This is a genomic window from Pectobacterium atrosepticum, assembly GCF_000740965.1.
Lineage (GTDB): Bacteria > Pseudomonadota > Gammaproteobacteria > Enterobacterales > Enterobacteriaceae > Pectobacterium > Pectobacterium atrosepticum.
The window spans coordinates 3,267,945-3,289,066 of sequence record NZ_CP009125.1 but is presented as its reverse complement, the minus strand read 5'-3'; the positions used below and the strand labels follow the sequence as shown (position 1 = coordinate 3,289,066).

19 protein-coding genes are annotated in these 21,122 nt (G+C 52.8%); 12 read left to right on the top strand and 7 right to left on the bottom strand.

All coding sequences use genetic code 11. The annotated features are described in order from the left end of the window. Positions 1-113 precede the first annotated feature (113 nt). The 8 genes from GZ59_RS14535 to fdhE all read left to right on the top strand — a co-directional run bounded on the left by GZ59_RS14535 (position 114) and on the right by fdhE (position 8,925). Positions 114-1,706, top strand: a complete 1,593-nt coding sequence (locus GZ59_RS14535; RefSeq protein WP_011094540.1) for an ABC-F family ATPase — start codon at positions 114-116, stop codon at positions 1,704-1,706. Positions 1,707-2,102: 396 nt separating this feature from the next. Beyond that, positions 2,103-3,416 (top strand): heme anaerobic degradation radical SAM methyltransferase ChuW/HutW, encoded by a 1,314-nt coding sequence (hutW, locus tag GZ59_RS14530; protein WP_011094539.1) that lies wholly within the window; start codon positions 2,103-2,105, stop codon positions 3,414-3,416. Positions 3,417-3,430: 14 nt separating this feature from the next. After that, positions 3,431-3,931 carry a heme utilization cystosolic carrier protein HutX gene (hutX, locus tag GZ59_RS14525; protein WP_011094538.1) on the top strand — a complete coding sequence of 167 codons (501 nt, stop codon included), beginning with the start codon at positions 3,431-3,433 and terminating at the stop codon, positions 3,929-3,931. After that, positions 3,928-4,557 carry an NAD(P)H-binding protein gene (locus tag GZ59_RS14520; protein WP_011094537.1) on the top strand — a complete coding sequence of 210 codons (630 nt, stop codon included), beginning with the start codon at positions 3,928-3,930 and terminating at the stop codon, positions 4,555-4,557. Before hutX ends, GZ59_RS14520 begins: the two co-directional genes overlap by 4 nt. A 180-nt stretch (positions 4,558-4,737) precedes the next feature. Continuing rightward, positions 4,738-5,214 (top strand): YlaC family protein, encoded by a 477-nt coding sequence (locus GZ59_RS14515; RefSeq protein ID WP_226302317.1) that lies wholly within the window; start codon positions 4,738-4,740, stop codon positions 5,212-5,214. 238 nt (positions 5,215-5,452) lie between these two features. Next, the gene (locus tag GZ59_RS14510; RefSeq protein ID WP_039292755.1) at positions 5,453-6,175 is read left to right on the top strand and encodes a glutamine amidotransferase; all 723 of its coding nucleotides are present in this window, start codon (positions 5,453-5,455) and stop codon (positions 6,173-6,175) included. A 108-nt stretch (positions 6,176-6,283) separates the two neighbouring features. Then, complete coding sequence (locus GZ59_RS14505) at positions 6,284-7,723, top strand: aminotransferase-like domain-containing protein (protein WP_011094534.1); 1,440 nt, start codon at positions 6,284-6,286, stop codon at positions 7,721-7,723. Between the two features lie 272 nt (positions 7,724-7,995). Next, on the top strand, positions 7,996-8,925 hold the full coding sequence (gene fdhE, locus GZ59_RS14500) for a formate dehydrogenase accessory protein FdhE (RefSeq protein ID WP_011094533.1): 930 nt from the start codon (positions 7,996-7,998) through the stop codon (positions 8,923-8,925). 53 nt (positions 8,926-8,978) lie between these two features. Here fdhE and GZ59_RS14495 read toward each other — a convergent pair whose 3' ends face one another. The 7 genes from GZ59_RS14495 to GZ59_RS14470 all read right to left on the bottom strand — a co-directional run bounded on the left by GZ59_RS14495 (position 8,979) and on the right by GZ59_RS14470 (position 15,582). After that, complete coding sequence (locus tag GZ59_RS14495; RefSeq protein ID WP_039292751.1) at positions 8,979-9,305, bottom strand: DUF202 domain-containing protein; 327 nt, start codon at positions 9,303-9,305, stop codon at positions 8,979-8,981. Positions 9,306-9,308: 3 nt separating this feature from the next. After that, the gene (locus GZ59_RS14490; RefSeq protein WP_039295131.1) at positions 9,309-9,674 is read right to left on the bottom strand and encodes a YidH family protein; all 366 of its coding nucleotides are present in this window, start codon (positions 9,672-9,674) and stop codon (positions 9,309-9,311) included. Between the two features lie 152 nt (positions 9,675-9,826). Next, positions 9,827-9,931 carry a cytochrome bd-I oxidase subunit CydX gene (gene cydX, locus GZ59_RS23035; protein ID WP_010278781.1) on the bottom strand — a complete coding sequence of 35 codons (105 nt, stop codon included), beginning with the start codon at positions 9,929-9,931 and terminating at the stop codon, positions 9,827-9,829. 21 nt (positions 9,932-9,952) lie between these two features. Further along, positions 9,953-11,092, bottom strand: coding sequence for a cytochrome d ubiquinol oxidase subunit II (cydB, locus tag GZ59_RS14485; RefSeq protein ID WP_039292747.1), 1,140 nt, complete (start codon positions 11,090-11,092; stop codon positions 9,953-9,955). A gap of 14 nt (positions 11,093-11,106) precedes the next feature. Beyond that, positions 11,107-12,684 (bottom strand): cytochrome ubiquinol oxidase subunit I, encoded by a 1,578-nt coding sequence (cydA, locus tag GZ59_RS14480; RefSeq protein ID WP_039292744.1) that lies wholly within the window; start codon positions 12,682-12,684, stop codon positions 11,107-11,109. Between the two features lie 496 nt (positions 12,685-13,180). Continuing rightward, positions 13,181-13,723 (bottom strand): tail fiber assembly protein, encoded by a 543-nt coding sequence (locus GZ59_RS14475; RefSeq protein WP_011094528.1) that lies wholly within the window; start codon positions 13,721-13,723, stop codon positions 13,181-13,183. Beyond that, positions 13,723-15,582 carry a phage tail protein gene (locus tag GZ59_RS14470; RefSeq protein WP_039292741.1) on the bottom strand — a complete coding sequence of 620 codons (1,860 nt, stop codon included), beginning with the start codon at positions 15,580-15,582 and terminating at the stop codon, positions 13,723-13,725. Before GZ59_RS14470 ends, GZ59_RS14475 begins: the two co-directional genes overlap by 1 nt. A 301-nt stretch (positions 15,583-15,883) precedes the next feature. Here GZ59_RS14470 and GZ59_RS14465 point away from each other — a divergent pair, with 301 nt between their 5' ends. From GZ59_RS14465 to GZ59_RS14450, 4 genes are all read left to right on the top strand, one after another. Continuing rightward, positions 15,884-17,173 (top strand): nitrate regulatory protein, encoded by a 1,290-nt coding sequence (locus GZ59_RS14465; protein ID WP_011094526.1) that lies wholly within the window; start codon positions 15,884-15,886, stop codon positions 17,171-17,173. A 944-nt stretch (positions 17,174-18,117) separates the two neighbouring features. Beyond that, entirely contained in the window at positions 18,118-19,377 is a 1,260-nt protein-coding gene (locus tag GZ59_RS14460) for a CmpA/NrtA family ABC transporter substrate-binding protein (RefSeq protein WP_039292738.1), read from the top strand. Between the two features lie 12 nt (positions 19,378-19,389). After that, on the top strand, positions 19,390-20,304 hold the full coding sequence (gene ntrB / locus GZ59_RS14455; RefSeq protein ID WP_039292736.1) for a nitrate ABC transporter permease: 915 nt from the start codon (positions 19,390-19,392) through the stop codon (positions 20,302-20,304). Between the two features lie 10 nt (positions 20,305-20,314). Continuing rightward, positions 20,315-21,109: an ABC transporter ATP-binding protein gene (locus GZ59_RS14450; protein ID WP_011094523.1), complete on the top strand. Its 795-nt coding sequence runs from the start codon at positions 20,315-20,317 to the stop codon at positions 21,107-21,109. Positions 21,110-21,122 lie beyond the last annotated feature (13 nt).

Sequence of the window (21,122 nt, the reverse complement as noted above, 5' to 3'; positions counted from 1 at the left end):
TTTCTCTCCTGTATGCGGCATCGTTTAAATATCACTCAAAACTAACCGCGATCCTATCGCGCGCTTGTGGCATAATGCGCGCCAAATCACATTCCGACTCGAGTATAAGTGCTGTGTTAAGTACCAACAATATCACCATGCAGTTCGGCAGCAAGCCGTTGTTTGAAAACATCTCCGTTAAATTTGGCGGCGGCAACCGTTACGGTTTGATTGGCGCGAATGGCTGCGGCAAATCCACCTTTATGAAGATTCTCGGCGGCGATCTGGTGCCGAGCGGCGGTAACGTCTTCCTCGATCCTAATGAACGTCTGGGTAAACTGCGTCAGGATCAGTTCGCGTTTGAAAAATACAGCGTGCTGGATACCGTTATCATGGGTCACGGTGAGCTGTGGGCGGTAAAAGAAGAGCGCGACCGTATCTACTCATTGGCTGAAATGAGCGAAGCTGACGGCTATAAAGTGGCCGATCTGGAAGTGGAATACGGTGAGATGGATGGCTACAGCGCAGAATCACGCGCGGGCGAACTGTTGCTGGGTGTGGGGATTCCTGTTGATCAGCACTATGGCTTGATGAGCGAAATTGCTCCCGGTTGGAAACTGCGTGTCTTGTTGGCACAGGCACTGTTTTCCGATCCTGAAATCCTGCTGCTCGACGAACCGACCAACAACCTGGATATCGATACTATCCGCTGGTTGGAGCAGGTGCTGAACGAGCGTAACAGCACCATGATCATTATCTCGCATGACCGTCACTTCCTGAATATGGTCTGTACGCATATGGCGGATCTGGACTACGGCGAGCTGCGTGTTTATCCGGGCAACTATGATGAATACATGACGGCTGCGACGCAGGCTCGCGAGCGTTTACTGTCCGATAACGCCAAGAAGAAAGCGCAGATTTCCGAACTGCAATCGTTCGTTAGCCGCTTTAGCGCCAATGCCTCTAAATCCAAACAGGCGACATCGCGCGCGCGCCAGATCGATAAAATTCAGTTGGATGAAGTGAAAGCGTCGAGCCGGCAAAACCCGTTTATCCGTTTTGATCAGGATAAGAAACTGTTCCGTAATGCGCTGGAAGTTGAAGCGTTGACCAAAGGTTTTGATAATGGCCCACTGTTCAGCAAGCTGGGTCTCATGATCGAAGTGGGTGAAAAAGTCGCCATTCTGGGTGCCAACGGCGTGGGTAAATCGACATTGCTGAAAACGCTGGTCGGTGATTTCGCACCAGATAGCGGCACTGTTAAGTGGTCGGAAAATACTCAAATTGGCTACTACGCACAGGATCACGAATACGAATTCGATGAGACGCTGACGGTGTTTGACTGGATGAGCCAGTGGAAACAGGAAAAAGATGACGAACAGGCGGTGCGTAGCGTGCTCGGTCGTTTGCTGTTCAGTCAGGATGATATCAAGAAGAAAGTGAAGGTCTTATCCGGTGGTGAAAAGGGTCGTATGCTGTTCGGTAAGCTGATGATGCAGCGTCCGAATATTCTGGTAATGGATGAACCGACCAACCACCTTGATATGGAATCCATTGAATCGCTGAACATGGCGCTGGAAATGTATGAAGGGACGCTGCTGTTCGTGTCTCATGACCGTGAGTTTGTTAGCTCGTTGGCAACCCGTATTCTGGAAATGACGCCAAACAAAGTGAACGATTTCACCGGTAACTACGAAGATTACCTGCGCAGTCAGGGTATTCAGTAAGCCATAAACCGTCCCCGTCCTAACCACTGTTTAGGACGGGGAACGGATATTCTCAGTTTCTCTCTCCTTTTTATCTCTTCTTGCCGATGTCGTCATTGGGCGAAAATATTCACTTATCCTGTCTGTTTATCACCCAAATTAACGAACTTTAATAAACGCGGTGTTTTTTTCGGAATTGTTAAAAAAGAAAAGAAATACTCATCGTAACTGCATGAAATAAAATGGTAATAACTTTTTCTTGTATGATTTTCAGTTTGCATAAAAGAAAAAAAATTGTTAATCCATTGCGTTATTTTACCCCACTGAAATTTTGCACGTTCATTTATGCTGTCGCCACATTGCCAAATAAAAATAATTATCATTTAATTTATTTTATTGATTATTTGGGGGCCGTTAATGAACATCGATTTGACGCCGTATTATGCCGAGCCCGGTGAGCAGCCTTTTAGCGCCCGACGTATGGCGATGCCTTGGCGCAACCATGTGCCACTTTCACCAGAACAAATTCCAGCCGGTTGGCAGACGCTGAAGCAGCAGAGTGTGCCTGCGCGTAAGCGTCTGCTCTATCTGCACATTCCTTTTTGTGCCACGCACTGCACGTTCTGCGGTTTTTACCAAAACAAACTGCGCGATGACAGTACGGCGACCTATACCCGCTATCTGTTGCAGGAATTAGCAATGGAAGCGGACAGCCCGCTACACCAGTCTGCGCCCATTCATGCGGTTTACTTTGGCGGCGGTACGCCAACGGCGCTGGCGGCTGATGAGCTGTCGCAAATCATTCGTGCGATTCGCACTTCGCTGCCCTTAGCACCGGACTGTGAAATCACGGTAGAAGGGCGGGCGATGGATTTTGACGATGAGCGTATTGATGCTTGTTTGGATGCAGGAGCGAACCGCTTCTCCATTGGGATTCAGACGTTTGATACCCGTATTCGTCAGCGTATGGCGCGTACCTCGGATAAACAGCAGTCAATCCGCTTCCTTGAACGCCTGTGCGGGCGGGACAGGGCCGCTGTGGTATGCGATCTGATGTTCGGTTTGCCGGGACAAACGCCGGAAATCTGGCGCGAAGATCTGGCGATCGTCAGCGATTTACCGTTAGACGGCGTCGATCTGTATGCACTTAATCTGTTACCGACAACGCCGCTGGCGAAAGCGGCCGAAAACCAGCGTGTTGCGTTGCCTGATGTGGTCGCTCGGCGTGACTTTTACCGGACTGGCGCGGCATTTCTGGCTGACTCTGGCTGGCACCAGCTTAGTAACAGCCACTGGGCGCGCACCACGCGTGAGCGCAATCTGTACAATCTGTTGATTAAACAAGGCGCGGATTGCCTGGCAATGGGGAGCGGTGCGGGCGGCAATATAAACGGACAGGCTTACATGATGGAACGCAGTCTGGAGCGCTATTATCAGCAGATCGATCAGGGGCAAAAACCGATCATGATGATGACGCCAGCCAGCTCAACCGGGCCGTGGCAGCATCAGCTTCAGGCGGGTATTGAGGTCGGTCGCATCAAACTGCCTCAACTGACCCAGCATGCCCGTGAACTTCAGCCATTGCTGAGCCAGTGGCATCAGGCCGGTTTAACCTGTGACGATTCCACCTGCCTGCGTTTGACCAACGATGGCCGCTTCTGGGCGAATAACCTGATGCAGGCATTACAACAAATTATCCCTCAGCTTAATGCCGAAGAGCATGCCCACTAACCGGAGACGCAATCATGACCATGACACTGAATGAATTACTGGCAACCAACCCTGATGGCACATTGGAAGATATTGCCGGAAAATACAATACGTCGCTGTTTGCCGTCGTTGAGGCGTTGCCTACGGCTCAGTGCACGCTGGCGACGGGCGATCGTTTCGATCAGGTGTGGGACACGATTGCGACCTGGGGTGAAGTGACGCTCATTAGCCACACGGCGGATGCGATTCTGGAATTCAAGAGCGAGCTGCCAACCGGTACGCACCGCCACGGTTACTTTAACTTGCGTGGCAAAAATGGCCTGAGTGGACACATCCGTGCGACGAGCTGTCAGCACATTGCGTTTATTGAGCGTAAGTTCATGGGGATGGACACGGCGTCCGTGGTGTTCTTTAATGCCAATGGTGCGGCGATGTTTAAAATCTTCCTTGGACGAGACAGCCACCGCCAGTTGCTGAGCGCTCAGGTCGATGCGTTCCGCGCGCTGGCGAGTGAATTACAACCGGAGCAGGTATGACGTGGTTACTTTTCGGCGCAGGTAATGGGGTGGGTGGGTGCTTATTACAGCGCGCCATCGAGTGCGAGCAGGCAGTAGTACTGGTATTACGCAATCCTGAACAGGCCAAACACTGGCGTGAACAGGGTGTGACAGTGGTAGAAGGTGATGCCTGCGACCCAGAAACGGTGGCGGAAGCCTGCCGTGTTGCGGGTCCCTCTGCCATTGTAGTATCGACGATGGGTGGCGGCACGGTAAATTATCAGGGTCACCGAACGGTGATTGACGGAGCAGAGCAGGCTGGCATCAAGCGTATGCTGCTGGTGACCTCACTGGGCTGCGGTGATAGCTGGCCGCTGCTGTCGCCACGCGCTAGAGCTGCGTTTGGCTTTGCGGTACGGGAGAAATCGCTGGCAGAAAGCTGGCTGCAAAGCAGTACGTTGGATCACTGTATCGTTCGCCCTGGCGGTCTGCTGGACGTAGTGGCGACACACAATGCGAAACTGACGCAAGGTGCTGCTACGTTGGGATTGGTGTCACGCTCGGATGTGGCGCTGGCGGTTGATCAACTGCTGCAACAGCCCGTGTTTGGCAATCACATCTACAATCTGATCGATCCCGATCTCACCATGCCCGCTATTCCGTAATCCCCGCCATTCTGTCATCAATGTTGCTGGGATCGTTATCCCGGCAACAGATAAACTGTTATAGCCAATCTGTCGAAAACTGTATCTGTTATCTCTCAGGTGGCTATGGTCTAATCGACGCCAGCCGTGTTGTGTTTTTGTTAAAGCATGACAGTTTTTATATGCATGATGGTGATGACGATGGATGAAGTAAAACGCCTTCTGACCGAAGAGATCGAACGTATTAATCGGGAAGAGAAACGCGACAATAAAATACGTTTTAGCCGAAAATTCATGCAGTCACACCCTTATCTGTTTGCCGCGATGCTGGCGAGCTATGTGCCGGTTGCGATTATCCTCTTTTATGCCTCTTATTTTGGTTTGCCGTACTTGATCGGCTTTACCGTCTTCCTGCTGGTGATGACGCTGGCACTCTCGATGGATATCAATCCGACCTATCGCTTTGAAGACATTGATACGCTGGATTTACGTGTTTGCTACAACGGTGAGTGGTTTACGATCCGCCACGTATCGCAGGACACGCTGGATAAGCTGTTACGCAACGAGCAGGTGCCGCCCGCTGTGAAAGCAGGGATAGAGAAAATTCAGCGTACCAAAGGTGATGTTGATTTCTATGACGTCTTCTCGCTGGCCTATCGGCAACAGCCTTCGGCATAGCCAGCGCTCTCGCCCTCCGACTATCCACTTTCCTAATGACCAGATAATCCCGTCGTTTTCACCATGCTGAAGTTTGTATGGTGTCTGGATTGCTCAGGGATTCGTTTTCATAAAGACTGGTTTTCATAAAAACAGAGTGCTACGTTCATTGTAAGCGACGGATGTCGTATTTCTTTTGATTTTTCAGACCGATAGTTTTCCTGGTTGATGGTTTCTCAAATACGGGTAGAACAGGACGATGAGCGAAAAGGTATTGCTGGTGATTCAGTTGGGCCAACCGCCGGAAGGTATTGCCTCTCAGGTTGGGCAGCAGGGGAAATGGTTTAGCGATGCGGTACAGGATAACTCTCAGCCAGTACAGGTGGTTCGTCCCGATCTTGGGGAACCGCTGCCACCGTTTGATACGCTGGCAGCGGTGATTATCTCTGGCTCGTGGTCGATGGTCACGGATCGACTGGAGTGGAGCGAATACACCGCAGGCTGGCTGCGCGAGGCGTATTACGCAGATGTGCCGCTGCTGGGCGTGTGTTATGGGCATCAACTGCTGGCCGATGCGCTGGGCGGCAAAGTAGGCGACAACCCGAACGGCAAGGAAGTCGGCGTTCAGGTTGTGACAACTCATGACGCCGCAGCACAAGACCCCTTACTGCGTGACTATCCATCGCAGTTCGGCGCTTACCTGACCCACCAACAGTCGGTGCTGGAAGCGCCAGCAGGTGCTCAGGTGCTGGCGAGTTCAGCGATGGACGGTTGTCAGATTATCCGCTACAGCGAGAAAGTCCTGACCGTGCAGTTCCACCCAGAATTCAATGCGGACATCATGCTGACGTGCCTGCGTCATACTGAAACGGCGCTGAGACAGGGCGGTTGGGATGTCGATCGGATGATGGATATTCAACAAGAGCCTGTCTGGGCGCGTAAGATTTTGCTGGATTTTGTACAGCGTTATGCGGCGAAATAGCGTGCGTTCAATGCGTTGTTCTCAATAAAAAATCCTGCTCGCTCGTCATCTATCGGTGATGATCGAATCCAAAATAATGACAGGCTCACCCAGCGAAACCGTAGCGCTATGGCAAAGTTTGAACAGCTCGCTCACCAAATCCGTGAACAGCTTCAGGAAGGTATCTGGCAGCCGGGCGATAAATTACCCTCGCTGCGGGAAAAATCACTGCATGCAGGCATGAGCCTGATGACGGTGCTGCATGCGTATCAACTGCTGGAAAGTCAGGGGTTGATTGTGTCGCGCCCACAATCGGGTTACTACGCGGCACCTCAGTTGGCCGCAACGCCAGCAGACAATCTGTATTCGCCCGTTGGGCAGGATCGCGTCCAGCTTACCGAAGACGTGGACGTCAATGCGTTCATTTTTGATGTACTTCAGGCCAGCAAAGATCCGGCGGTGATGCCCTTCGGATCGGCATTCCCCGATCCGCAGCTTTTTCCACAGCGCCAACTGACGCGCTCGCTGGCCTCGGTGGCGCGTCATATGCAGCCGCAAAGCGCGCTGGATAATTTGCCGCCGGGTAATGAAAGCCTGAGGAAGAATATCGCCCAGCGCTATGCGTTGCAGGGCATTGCCGTTTCGCCCGATGAGATTGTTATTACGGCAGGGGCGATGGAGTCCCTCAATCTCAGCCTTCAGGTGCTGACGGAACCGGGTGACTACGTGGTGATCGAATCTCCCGCTTTTTACGGTGCGCTACAGGCGATTGAACGTCTTAAACTCAAAGCCATTGCGATTGCTACCGATCCGCAGCAGGGCATAGATCTTGACGCGCTACAGCAGGCATTGCATGACTACCCGATCAAAGCCTGCTGGCTGATGACTAATTTCCATAATCCGCTTGGCTGCACGCTGTCTTGGGAGAAGAAACAGCGGCTGGTGGCGATGCTGGAAAACCACGGTGTTGGCCTGGTTGAGGATGACGTCTACAGCGAGCTTTATACCGGTCTGCAACGTCCGTTGCCAGCCAAGGCATTGGATAAAAAAGGTACGATTTTGCACTGTTCCTCCTTTTCTAAAAACTTGGTAGCCGGGTTCCGCATCGGCTGGGTGGCAGCAGGGAGCTATGCGGGAAGCATTCAGCGTTTGCAACTGATGAGTACATTATCAACCAGCGCACCGATGCAGTTGGCGATTGCGGATTATCTGGCGACCAGCAGCTATGACAGCCACCTGCGCCGCCTGCGACGGGCGCTGGAGCAACGAAAACACGCTGCGCTACAGTCTCTACGGCGACACTTTCCGGGCGAAGTTCGTATTAATCATTCACAAGGCGGCTATTTTCTCTGGCTGGAATTACCTGAAGGCGTCAGCAGCACTGAACTCTACCGGCGTGCGCTGGAACGGGGTGTCAGCATTGCTCCGGGCAAAATGTTCACGACTGGCGACAAATACGATCGCTACTTCCGCTTCAACGCGTCCTACGACTGGGACGATCGCTGCGAACAAAGCGTGATCGCATTAGCCTCGCTGATTCGAGCGCAGCTATCCTCTCGTATGACCTGATCACTCCTTTATGGGTGTGGAGAGGTTTGCCATTTTTCTGCTACTGTTCCCGTTATGGCGGAAAGTGGGAAGGCCGCGCATTGATGGCTGAAAGGTATTGATGGCGAAAAATAGTCATAACCTTGCCAGAAATCAGGAAGTCGATCGGCGTGATGGGTATAATCCCTATCAAAGGTGAGCTATACCCGCTATCTTTCGGACCGCGCAGGCAGCCTTCCCGCACCCCGAAATCTATCGGATAGACAACGTAAACAACAGGAAAAATCCCCCTGATGAGTATTCGCATTGTTCCTCAGGAACAGTTAGAACAGAATGAACAATCAACGCGGGAAGGGCATATCCCTCCGCTGCTTTTTGCTAATCTGAAGAGCCTGTACAGCAGTCGCGCGGAGCGTCTGCGTCAGTTAGCTGAAGACCACCCGCTGGGGGATTATCTCACCTTCGCCGCAGGTGTGGTGGAAGCTCAGCAGAAAGTGTTGCACGATCATCCGCTGCACCTTGATTTGAGTGATGTGCTGAAACAGTCCGGCGAACGCCCGCCGCTCGATATTGCGGTGTTCCCGCGTGATGCGCACTGGCATACGCTACTGCGTGCGTTGATCGAAGAATTGAAACCGGATGCCAGCGGACAGGTGTTATCCACGCTGGAAAATCTGGAAAAAGCGTCAGAGCAGGAGCTGGAAGAACAGGCAACGGCGCTGCTGCAACACGAGTTTCGTGCCGAAAACAACGATAAAGCCCCGTTCATCTGGGCGGCACTGTCGCTGTTCTGGGCGCAGATGGCAGGTCTGTTGCCCGGTAAAGCGCGCGCCGTACCTGGCGAGCATCGCCAGTTCTGCCCCGTGTGTGGCAGTATTCCCGTCTCTGGCGTGGTGCAGTTAGGCACATCTAGCGGGCTGCGTTATCTGCACTGTAATCTGTGCGAAAGCGAATGGCACATGGTGCGGGTGAAATGCAGCAACTGTGAAGAGTCCAGTGAACTCAATTACTGGTCTCTGGATAGCGAAAACTCCGCGATTAAAGCGGAAAGCTGTGGTCACTGCGGCACGTATGTGAAGCTGTTATATCAGGAAAAAGATCACCGTGTGGAAGCCGTCGCCGACGATCTGGCGTCGCTGGTACTGGATGTGAAAATGGAGGAAGAAGGTTTTTCTCGAAGTAGTATCAACCCGTTCCTGTTCCCTGAAAGTTCGATCGAATAGTCCACCTAATCGGTGAAGCGCGTTTGGGCTTCACCGCCTTTCGTCTAGAAAACCTACCTCTGCCACACACCGCTGAAATGTAGCAGCAATACCAACGCAGTGATCACAATTGACGCAGATGTCAGCACGATCAGTCCGTGGTTAATGCGCGATAACACCAACTGACAACTGGCATTAAAACGATAACGCACAATCGCCAGCACCGACATCAGAGCGGAAACGCATAAGAGCAGCATGGCGCAGGCAAACACCGCGCGGCTATCGTCTGCCATACTGAGGCGAAAACACAGAAGGCTATTGATCAGCATCACAAACAGGGTACGGGACCACGCCATGCCGGTTCGCTGTGACTGTAACCCCGGATCGCGGGTCGTCTCCATACGCTACCCGAACAGAATCATGGCGGCGAGAGCAATGGCAATGAGGGTGATAAACAGCGTCACGATCAGCAGCATCGGCGTGTACGGCATATCATTTTCCTGCCGCATGGCTTTTTCATTGCTGACCCAGCGACGATAGGCCAAGCCGCCCAGCAGCGCCGCACTGACGACCAGTAACAACGACAGCCCTTGACGCAGCAACGGATCGATATGCACGGTAAATTGATCGATACCCACTGCACCCGCGAGAAACGCCAGCGCGGTGCGGATCCACGCCAGAAAGGTGCGTTCATTCGCTAATGAAAAACGGTAGTCCGGGGTTTTCCCCTGGCTCCACCACGGAGTTTTGTCCTGTCTGGGTGTTGTCATGTTATCATCTGATTTCAGGTTGAAAAAGGTATCCGCTTGGGCGCCGCGTTTGCATTCTAGCGCCCTCGGCGGATTTCGTCTGCCCGATTGTATCAGCGATGATTGCATCAGAACGGCATGATGAAGCACCGCGATGGCGGCGCGCCGTTTTATTAGGACGCGTCTTTCCCCGCTTCATGATTCTCTACGGCCAATGCGGTGACCAGTGCGAATGCACAGGCCAGTAGCGTGCCGAGTATCCAGGCGAAATACCACATCTTCTTTCTCCTCAAAAATCGTTAGTAAACGGAATGCTTATTTTCTTCGATGTAACGTGCGTCGATTCGGCCAAACATTTTGTAATAACACCAGCTGGTATAGATCAGGATGATGGGGACAAAAATGCAGGCCAAAATCGTCATCACCTGAAGCGTAAGCTGGCTAGAGGTGGCATCCCAGATGGTCAGGCTAACATTGGGATCAAAACTGGAAGGCATCACGAAGGGGAATAGCGTAATCCCCGCGGTCAGAATCACGCAGACAATCGTCAGTGACGATGTCAGAAAGCCCCAGCCGCAGCGGTTCACGCGTGAGAAGAGACTCGTGAACCACGGCAGGACTACACCCAGAGCTGGGATCGTCCATAACACGGGATACGCCGTAAAGTTGGTTAACCAGGCTCCAGCCTGTTGGACCACTTCTTTTTTCAATGGGTTGGACGGTGCTGCTTTATCCAGCGCGGAGGTAATCACATAGCCGTCGATTCCGGTTAGTACCCAGAGGCCAGCCAGTAAGAAGGTGATGCTCATCAGTACGCTGGCGATCAGTACGGTTTTTTGCGCGCGACGCTGAAGTGCATCGGTGGTGCGCATTTGCAGGTAAATCGCGCCGTGGGAAACGATCATGGCGACACTCACTAATCCCGCCAGCAACCCGAACGGATTCAGCAGGCCAAAGAATCCACCGTGGTAGGTGGGGCGCAAATACATATCCACGCTCAATGGCACGCCCTGCAACAGGTTCCCGAGTGCTATACCAAACACCAGCGTGGGGACGAAGCTGCCGATAAAAATGCCCCAGTCCCACATATTACGCCAGCGGCGATTTTCCAGTTTTGAGCGGTAATCAAAGCCAACCGGGCGGAAAAACAGGGCGGCCAAGACTAAAATCATAGCGAAATAGAAACCGGAAAAGGCAGCTGCATAGACCATCGGCCAGGCGGCAAACAGCGCGCCCGCAGCGGTGATCAGCCAGACCTGATTGCCGTCCCAGTGTGGGGCAATTACGTTAATCATCACCCGCCGTTCGGTATCGCTTTTTCCCAGTAGGCGCAGCAGAATGCCGACGCCCATATCAAAACCATCAGTGATGGCGAAGCCGATGAACAGCAGGCCAATCAATCCCCACCAAATCAGACGTAATGTTTCATAATCCAGCATTATTGTGGCTCCCGTTAAGGTTTTGCAGATGTGGCGAGTGGCGGTGTTGTCGGCTGTTCAAAATGGTAGCGGCCGGTTTTCAGGCTGCTTGGCCCCAGCCGGGAAAACTTGAACATCAGATACAGTTCTGCGACCAGAAACAGCGTATACAGCCCGCAAATCAGCCCCATCGACAGCAGAATATCGTGTGCTTCCAGAGACGAGTTGGCAACGGCGGTAGGCAGGACCTCGGCGACCGCCCACGGTTGACGACCGTATTCAGCGATAAACCAGCCGGATTCAATTGCGATCCAGGGCAGGGGAATACCGTACAGCGCCACGCGGTGCAGCCATTTACGCTGTCCCATGCGGCCGCGTATGACGCTCCAGAACGACAGGGCAAAAATAGCGAGCATCAGCACGCCACAGCCCACCATCAGGCGAAATGCGATATACAGTGGTGCGACGCGAGGAATCGAGTCTTTTGTTGCCTGCTGAATCTGATTTTCACTGGCGTTGGCGACGTCATCGGTATAGCGCTTAAGCAGCATGCCGTAGCCAAGATCGTGCTTGGCAGCCTCAAATTGTGCGCGAACGGTGGGATCGGTGTTGCCTGAGCGCAGCTCCTCCAACAGACCGTAGGCCGTCATACCGTTACGAATACGTATCTGATGTTGCGCCATCAGGTCTTTAATGCCGACGACGGGTTTGTCGAGCGAACGGGTAGCAATTAATCCCAGCAGGTAAGGAACATGGATGGCGTAATCGTTTTGCATCGTCTCCTGATTAGGAATGGAGAACAGCGTGAAAGAGGCGGGGGCGGGCTGCGTTTCCCATTCGGCTTCAATCGCTGCCAGCTTGGTTTTCTGCACATCGCCCATCACATAGCCGGATTCATCACCTAACACGATGACGGACAGCACTGAGGCCAGACCGAAACTGGCGGCAATGGCGAACGAGCGCTTGGCAAACGCGATATCGCGGCCTCTCAACAGATAGTAAGAACTGATCCCCAACACGAACATCGCACCCGCGGTGTAGCCTGCTGCCACGGTGTGTACGAATTTCACCTGTGCGACGGGGTTCAGCACCAGTTCGGCGAAGCTCAGCATTTCCATGCGCATGGTTTCGTAATTGAATTCGGCGGCAATCGGGTTTTGCATCCAGCCGTTGGCGACCAAAATCCACAAGGCGGAGAAGTTGGAGCCTAGTGCGACGAACCAGGTCACCATCATATGCTGGACTTTGGTCAGGCGATCCCAGCCGAAAAAGAACAGGCCGACCAGCGTGGATTCCAGGAAGAACGCCATCAGCCCTTCCATCGCCAGCGGTGCACCAAAAATGTCGCCCACGTAGTGAGAATAGTAAGACCAGTTGGTGCCGAACTGAAATTCCAGCGTCAGTCCGGTTGCCACACCCAGTGCAAAATTGATGGCGAACAGCTTGCCCCAGAATTTGGTCATATCCTTGTAGATTTGCTTGCCGGTTAACACATACGTGGTGTTCATAATGGCCAGCAGGAAAGACAATCCCAGCGTCAGAGGGACGAAAAGAAAGTGGTACATGGCAGTCAGGGCAAATTGCAGCCGCGACAGGTCAACGACATCAAACATGTTACGCTCCTAGCTTCAGGCAGGAAAATGCTGTTATTCCGATACTTGCCGGAATAAATAGTGATGAATAAATGCGAATAAATTAACGTCGACGGTATTTTCATCCGTCGGAAATTAACTTCACTGATTGAAGTGAGATAAGAATGAATAGTGAATGAAACGTGCGGGGATTATACCGTGCAAAAACGAGAGGATAAATAGTACAGTTTGTTGATTTGGCGTTTTTATCTTTAATGCTGTCATTTTGGTTTTATGTTTTTATTTATTTAAATTTTAGGATCTTAATTCTTATTTTTTTAACTTATTGGTTTTTTATTCTTTATTTTGGTTGGTGTTAAAGTGAAGTGTTAATTTAATTAGTACAGATTTGTAATTGATAAATATAACAGTTTCATTTTTTATTTAATTTTACATTTTTTGATAAATAATAATGGGGAACTATCAGAGCATCTTGTCTATTGAGACTGAAATGGCCGTACGTTAAATACGGCACATTTTATTTTATAATGAATGGCTGTTGCTCTTCATTCGTGGCAATGGCTAAATCCACCGCGTAGCTCAGCTCGGTAATTCGGGTATTTGCCGTCGCGCGCCGTGCCGCCAGTTCCTGCTGTAGGCTTTTGGTCGCGGCGAGTTGTTGTGCCTTCTGGTTTGTCACCCACGTCGTTCCATCCCACTCATCAAACTCGGTTACCGGAGCCAGAAACGTCATGTTTTCAGGCAGAACGCCGAATTGCATAACTGTCTGCGGCTGGCGTGTTTCTGTGCTGTAAACTGCCTGGCCGCGGTAATCTGGTACCTGTTCCCACGATTTGCCATCAGCGGAACGGCGCAGGGCTTGTCCAACTGGCGGCAGGTCAGGCTCGTCGGCATAGCTATCGGCAGGAAGACCGACACCTTGCATAACATACTCATAGCTGGCGCTCTGATATTCCCGCGTTGCGGGATTGACGTGATAAACCGTAATCCAGCCTGTGTTGATTGCCAAGCCGCGTTCGTTCAGTTCTGCGTTTTTAATTTGTGTTGAATAGTTGCTCATTATGCTGCTCTCACGATGTAGTTAAAGGCGATATTGCGTGGACGGTTTTCGGTTGCTGTTGGGACGACGCGTGATGCGTCTAATTTTGCCGGATACCAGTTGTTCGCTACTGAATCCGTGACTAATGAAAGCAAACTTTCTGTATCACGTAATGCAGTGCTCATTTCGTAATACAACGCGCCTGACGACGAGTTTGTGTTCAGTACAGGTACATCTGCGTCATAACCATAAAATAATGAACCAACAATATTCCTGATCGCATCACCCTGCGCCGACATCAATGCACGCACAGTATCAATCCCACGCCCGTCATCCCAGCCGCGCACGAACTCGCCGCGCAAATCAGGCAGGAAACCGCTAGGGTAACGGGACGCTAAAACAGGGAATTGTGCTGTATCGAACTGCTGGCCGTTGCATTTCAGATAGCCAGCGGGTGCGACAGCGCCGGGGAACGGCAGTGGGATACCCGCTAGTTCAGAGGTTGGCAGTGCGCCAATGGTCGCCGAGGTTAGGTTTCCGCGATGATATGCCACCATGCCATTTATTGTGAACGGTTGATTATCTGGCGTAAAAACACGAACGGAGCCGTTTTCATCCAGATCAATCGCGCTGTTTTTTTTATTATTTCTGATTGTCAGCCGATCCGTTGCAATATCTTGATAGCCAAATGTCCATCGCGCCGAACCGTCGAAATCCTTACCAATCAAATACCCTGGTTCACCTAACCCTTCGTTTATTACAGCTAACGACTCCCAATTTTGTTTAAATGTTTTTGCCGCGGTTATTGTTTGTGCTGTATCTGTGGTCATGGGATTTAGATTTGATGAATTCCATGAGCGCGACCATGCTGTCCACTGATTCACATCTCCATTTCGCGCTCTGTATGCAAACTGGCTACCGCCATACGCGCAAGCAATTTGAATAATGTACTGATTAGTATGTCCGTATGCGCTGAACACGATTGCATAAAAACCTGGACCGTTTTCAGCATTAGCAGAACACAATGCTGTTTCACCTGCATCAATGAGATTGCAATCATTAATAATTCCAGTGTTTAGCGACGCCCCAAACAATGCATTAAGCCCGATGTTTTGTCGAAACTGCGATTTATCAGGAATATCCGCGCCGTTCTGATTTTTTGCCAGCTTCCCTGCCAGTGCATTCAACACCGTTGTGCTGAAGTTCGGATCATTCCCCAAAGCGTTCGCCAACTCTTGCAACGTATCGAGTGCAGCAGGCGAGCCATTTACCAATGCTGCCACGGCGGTTTTCACAAAGGCTGTTGTAGCCAGTTGCATGTCGTTAGAACCTGAGGCAGCCGTTGGTGCTGTGGGTGTTCCCGTGAGTGCAGGGCTAGCTTTAGGGGCATACTGGGGATGCGCATCAAGAATGGAAGCATGGGCATTTAGCTTATTGGTCGAGTCAGTTTTCACATCAGCAATCGCATTCAATAGAGTTGTGCTGAAGTGCGGATCGTTGCCTAATGCATTCGCTAACTCTTGCAGCGTATCCAACGCCGCCGGAGAACCATTGATCAGTGCGGCAATGGCTGATTTCACAAATGCCGTGGTGGCAATTTGCGTATTGTTTGCCGTCTGGGCTGTCGTTGGTGCGGTAGGCGTTCCCATCAGCGCTGGGCTGATTTTGGGGGCATATTGCGAATGCGGATCGCTGGCTGAGAGATGTTTTTGCAAACTATCGCCAGTCGTTTCCTGCACTTTTTTCAGGTAAGCCGTGCGGTTGGCCAACTGTTCCGCCTGACGATTGGATATTCCCCCTGGGCCCGCGACAACCGGATCCGATGTTTCAAGCTGATAAATCCCATCAATCCAGTTTTCTTGTTCAGATAAATTCGCCATGTTCATACGCTCCTGTGGACTGTGGCATAGCTGCGATGCGACTTTTGCTGCGGTTCTTTCTGTTTCCGCGCGAGTGCCAGTATCGTGCTATGGCTATAAAACCGTTTTAGTAACGATGAAGAGAGTACCGTTTGGGATGGCGGGGGTTTAGCAACGGAGTTTAAAAATTAAAGTGAAAAGCACATAGAAGCGGCGGTGGCTGTGCGGACAACATGCTCTTGCTTCCTACCAAATGCGAATTAGTGCAAATGGCGCATTAATTGCATCTTTCTGACAGTGGTTTTTTTCAGGAGAGATAGCGATGGTGGCGGAGCCTTCAACAACAATTCGATTTTTACTCGCCTCGCGCCAGTGTGAGCTAAACAGCCTGCGCTACCTGCTGCAAAGTGGTGAACTGGTGGGAAAGATCAGCCAGCTTGTGCATCTATTGCAGCGTGAACGGGGAACCGCCAACCTGTTTCTTTGTTCCGATGGCCGATTTTTCGCCGACGAACTGGCGCTACGTGAAAAAGACGTACAGGCAGCGCAGACGCATTTGATGACGCATCTGGCCGGATTAGAAAAAATGACGGCGGAATTGCCACAGGCGAGCCGCTTATTCAGTCGCGTCGCCAGCGTGGTCTATGCGCTGAGTCTGCTGCCCGCATTGCGCCAGCAGATTCGCCAGCGTTTGCTGCCTCAGCCTCAGGCGATGACATTCTTTAACGACATTATCCGTAACCTGCTGGCTCTGGTTTTTGAAGTGTCGGACACGGCGGCCGATCCGGGAATTTCCCGCGCGTTGATTGCCATGTTCAGTTTTATGCAGGGCAAAGAGCTGGCAGGGCAGGAGCGTGCTGTCGGCGCGGCGGCTTATGCGGCAGGCAGTGTCGATGAGGACACTCGGCAAAAACTGCTGGATTTGATCGAGCGGCAAGAGCGCTGCTTCGATACCTTCTTGAATTTTAGCGATGAAGAAAGCCAGCAGCGCTGGCGTGCTATCGAGGCAGACAGCGAGTTTGAACGTCTGCGCCGCATTGTGTGTACCCGAAGCCCGATAGAAAAACTATCTGAAGCCGATAGCCTGCACTGGTTTTCGGTTGCCACACGGCGCATTGACGAAATGAAACAGATGGAAGATGAACTGGAGCAGACGCTGATGCAGCGCTGCCGTACCCGTATTGCGGCAGCGGAGAAGGCGTGCAGCGATCAGCGGGCGGATCTCGAAGAGCTGATGGCGCAGCAGGAAAATGACGATCCAGGCTATTCGATATTTATTGCTGGTCACGACATGGAAGGGCAAAACGCGCAGCCCGGTTGGCTACATAGCGACGGCGTCAGCCCACAACTGGGGCGGTCGCTGCTATCGCTGGTGCAACAACAGTCACGGCGCTTACAGGCGCTGGACCATGAACTGACAGCATTACGGGCCACGTTGAATGAAAGAAAACAGATCGATCGGGCGAAGGGCTTGCTGATGCAGCACCGTGGATTGAGCGAAGAAGAAGCCTACAAAACCCTGCGCCGCATGGCGATGAGCCAGAATAAAAAGCTGATTGAAATCGCGATGGCGATGCTCGCGGTGGCAGATGTTTTTGGAGATACCCCTTAAGAGGTATATGCACATGAACTGTGCGTGTTCTGCTTATTGGCGGTGCAAGACTCCGTCTTGTGAAGAGGAAATCGCGGAGTCAATGGCGGAGTAATTGACGGTGTGAAGTGGTTTCGTGCGTACAAAGATCGCCATTTCTATGCTACGTCGTAGCACACGCACGACACGGGGCGCTCAGTCGCCGCTGCCCCGTGACCCGAGGCTTTTTCGCGGGAAATTACGCCGCTGCGCGGTTCCTTCGGAAAATCAGTCACCTGACGGACCGTGGCTGACGCGCTCCCGGCGCGGCAGCCACTTTCGCAGCGTCCATGCTGCTCATCCTGGATACTGATTTGTCCTCAGCGTAATTTACGCGGCAGAAAAGACAAACCGCGATCTTCCCCTGTTCTTTTGTGGTCGTAAATCATAAATTTCAATATTTATTAGTGCCTTACTTTCAAGTGGCGTAAAAATTATGCAGCGGTGGGCATGTCCGCCGAGTGAGCGGCATGGATGCCGCGAAAGTCAGTGCCGCGTAGGGAACGCGTCACTGGCGGCTCGACTAGCGATCATGAACACCGATGGCACCGCGTAGCGGCATAATTTAGCCGGAAGCCAGGGTTCGCAGGGCTGCGGCGCTTGAGCGCCCTGCGTCGGGCGCGTGCACGGTATCGCAGATAAAGGGTGCTGTATGGCGCACGAAACTGTCTCTGAACCTGTATAGATATGTGATTAATAAACCGCCCCCTGCGAAGGGACGGTACGCAAAACTGTGATAGCTGGCACAAACCTTGCTTTAACTCATTAGCAACAACCAAACATTCATAATGCGTTTCGGGCCAATGGCGGTGCGGAAGGTGTTAATCGGACAACGGCGTCCATAAGCGTGCAGATTCTGCATGGGCTTGTGGACGCCGTTTTTGTTTTTACCGCCTGAAAAGGCATTTTGCGCAAGGGTGTCGTTGATGAGTGATTCCAAAACCAAGAGCATAACCGTCTCTCGCCGCCAATTTCTGTTGGGGAGCGCCGCACTGGGAAGCAGCCTGATGCTGCCGGGGTTGATGAATAGCGCCTGGGCTGCGGGTTCCGACGCGCCGGAGAAAAAGGAAATCCGGGTTGGGTTCATCCCGTTGACGGACTGCGCCTCGGTCGTGATGGCCGCAGTGAAAGGCTTCGATAAGAAATACGGCATCACCCTCGTTCCCAGCAAAGAAGCCAGTTGGGCTGCGGTGCGCGACAAGCTGGTGTCGGGAGAACTGGATGCGGCCCACATTCTTTATGGGCAGTTGTACGGTCTGCAAATGGGGCTGTCCGGGGCGCAGAGTAATATGGCAGCGCTGATGACGCTCAACCAGAACGGACAAGGGATCACGTTGGCAAACCAGCTGCGTGAAGCCAACGTCACGGATCTCGCCGCGCTGCAAAAATATATCGCCGCCAGTCCGGCTGGCACTTATACCTTCGCGCAAACCTTCCCAACTGGTACGCACGCCATGTGGCTCTATTACTGGCTGGCTTCCGCCGGAATTCACCCGCTGAACGACGTGCGCACCGTGGTGGTGCCGCCGCCGCAGATGGTGATGAACATGAAGATTGGCAATATGGTCGGCTACTGCGTCGGTGAGCCGTGGAACCAGCGTGCCATCAGCGAAAAAATCGGTTTTACCGCTGCTACCTCGCAAGACATTTGGCCGGATCACCCGGAAAAAGTGCTGGGTACCCGCGCTGACTGGGTAAATGCCAACCCGCATAGCGCCCGCGCGCTGACCGCCGCGATTCTCGATGCCTCGCGCTGGATTGATGCCTCGGACGACAACCGCCGCGAAACGGCCGGCGTCGTTGCAGGACGGGCGTACATCAATGCCAAAGAAGAAACCATCGTCGGACGCATGCTGGGCCAGTACGAAAACGGACTGGGGAAAAGCTGGAAAGACGAACACGCAATGCGTTTCTACCACGACGGTTCCGTGAACTACCCGTACCTGTCCGACGGAATGTGGTTCCTCACCCAACATAAACGCTGGGGCTTGCTCACCGAAGATCCGGACTATCTGGCCGTCGCGAAGCAGGTTAACCGTATTGATATCTACAAGCAGGCAGCCGATGCCGTAGGGAATGTGCCCTTGCCCAGCGGCGATATGCGCAGCAGCGTGCTCATCGACGGTCGTCGCTGGGACGGTAGCGATCCGGCGGGTTATGCCAACAGTTTTAGCGTGAAGAAATAAGTGAGGTTGATGATGAAAAACCAGGCCCAGGTCATTCCAATTACCGCAGATAACGCCCCGGAAACTGTACACAGTGCCGACATTATGCCGCTGCCAACCAAACCAGCGACGCCTGAGAAAGCGCCGGCGGCTCCCGCGTTCGCCTACCGCCCGCTGCTGCGTAAGCTGTTTCAGCAACTTTTCCCCGCGGTACTGGGGCTGGGGCTGCTGATTGCCGTCTGGCAAATTGCTGCGCTTAACAGCGAAAACTTCCCAACGCCGTGGACGACCTGGCTCGCGGCGCTCAGCCTCTTTGCCGATCCGTTTTACATCGCAGGGCCGAACGATCAGGGCATCGGCTGGAACGTATTGGCCTCGCTGCAACGCGTGGGTATCGGTTTCGGGCTGGCGGCGCTGGTTGGCATACCCGCTGGCTTCCTGATTGGTCGTTTTACCTTTCTGGCCAACATGCTCAACCCGATTATTTCACTGCTGCGCCCGGTTAGCCCGTTGGCATGGTTGCCTATCGGCCTGCTGCTGTTCCAGCGTGCGGAACCGGCATCCAGTTGGACTATTTTCATCTGTTCCATTTGGCCGATGATCCTCAATACCGCCGAAGGCGTGCGCCGTATCCCGCAGGATTACCTGAATGTGGCGCGGGTACTGAAACTCTCCGAATTCACCATCATGCGCAAAATTCTGCTGCCTGCGGTGTTGCCTAACGTGTTGACCGGCGTGCGCCTGTCGATTGGTATCGCCTGGCTGGTGATTGTGGCGGCAGAGATGCTGACCGGTGGTGTGGGGATTGGTTTCTGGATTTGGAATGAGTGGAACAACCTGAATGTGGAAAACATCATCATCGCCATCGTGGTGATTGGCGTTATTGGTCTGCTGCTTGAGCAGGGGCTGGTGTGGATTGCTAACCGTTTCAGCTATGACAACCACTAAGGAGTCGACGATGCGTACAACCCCGATTATTCAAGTGCAAAAGGTGAGCCAGCGTTTCAATACTGCCAGCGGTGAGTTTTTGGCGCTGGATCAGGTGAGTTTTGATATTCATACCGGTGAAACGGTCAGCCTGATCGGTCATTCCGGCTGCGGGAAATCCACGTTATTGAATCTGATTGCCGGTCTGACGCTGCCGAGCAGCGGCGGCCTGCTGTGCGACAACCGTGAAATTGACGGGCCGGGACCGGAGCGCGGCGTGGTCTTTCAGAACCATTCGCTGCTGCCGTGGCTGACTACCTATGAAAACGTGGCGCTGGCGGTACGGCAGGTGTTTCGCGGGCAGATGAACAAGCACGAGATGCACGAATGGATTGTCCACAATCTGGAACTGGTGCACATGGGGCACGCGCTGAACAAGCGACCGAATGAGATTTCCGGCGGGATGAAGCAGCGTGTAGGCATCGCCCGTGCATTGGCAATGAAGCCGAAAGTGCTGCTGATGGATGAACCGTTTGGCGCACTGGATGCGCTGACCCGCGCGCACCTTCAGGATGCGGTGATGGAAATTCAGCAGCGTTTGCAAACCACGATTGTGCTGATTACCCACGACGTAGACGAAGCAGTGCTGCTGTCGGATCGCGTGCTGATGATGACCAACGGCCCGGCGGCGACGGTCGGTGAAATCATGACGGTTGAGCTGGAACGCCCGCGTTCACGCGTCGCGCTGGCCGACGATCCGCGCTACCACCATTACCGTCAGCAGGTACTGCATTTCTTATATGAAAAACAGCCTAAAGCAGCCTGACAGCGAGGCCGGA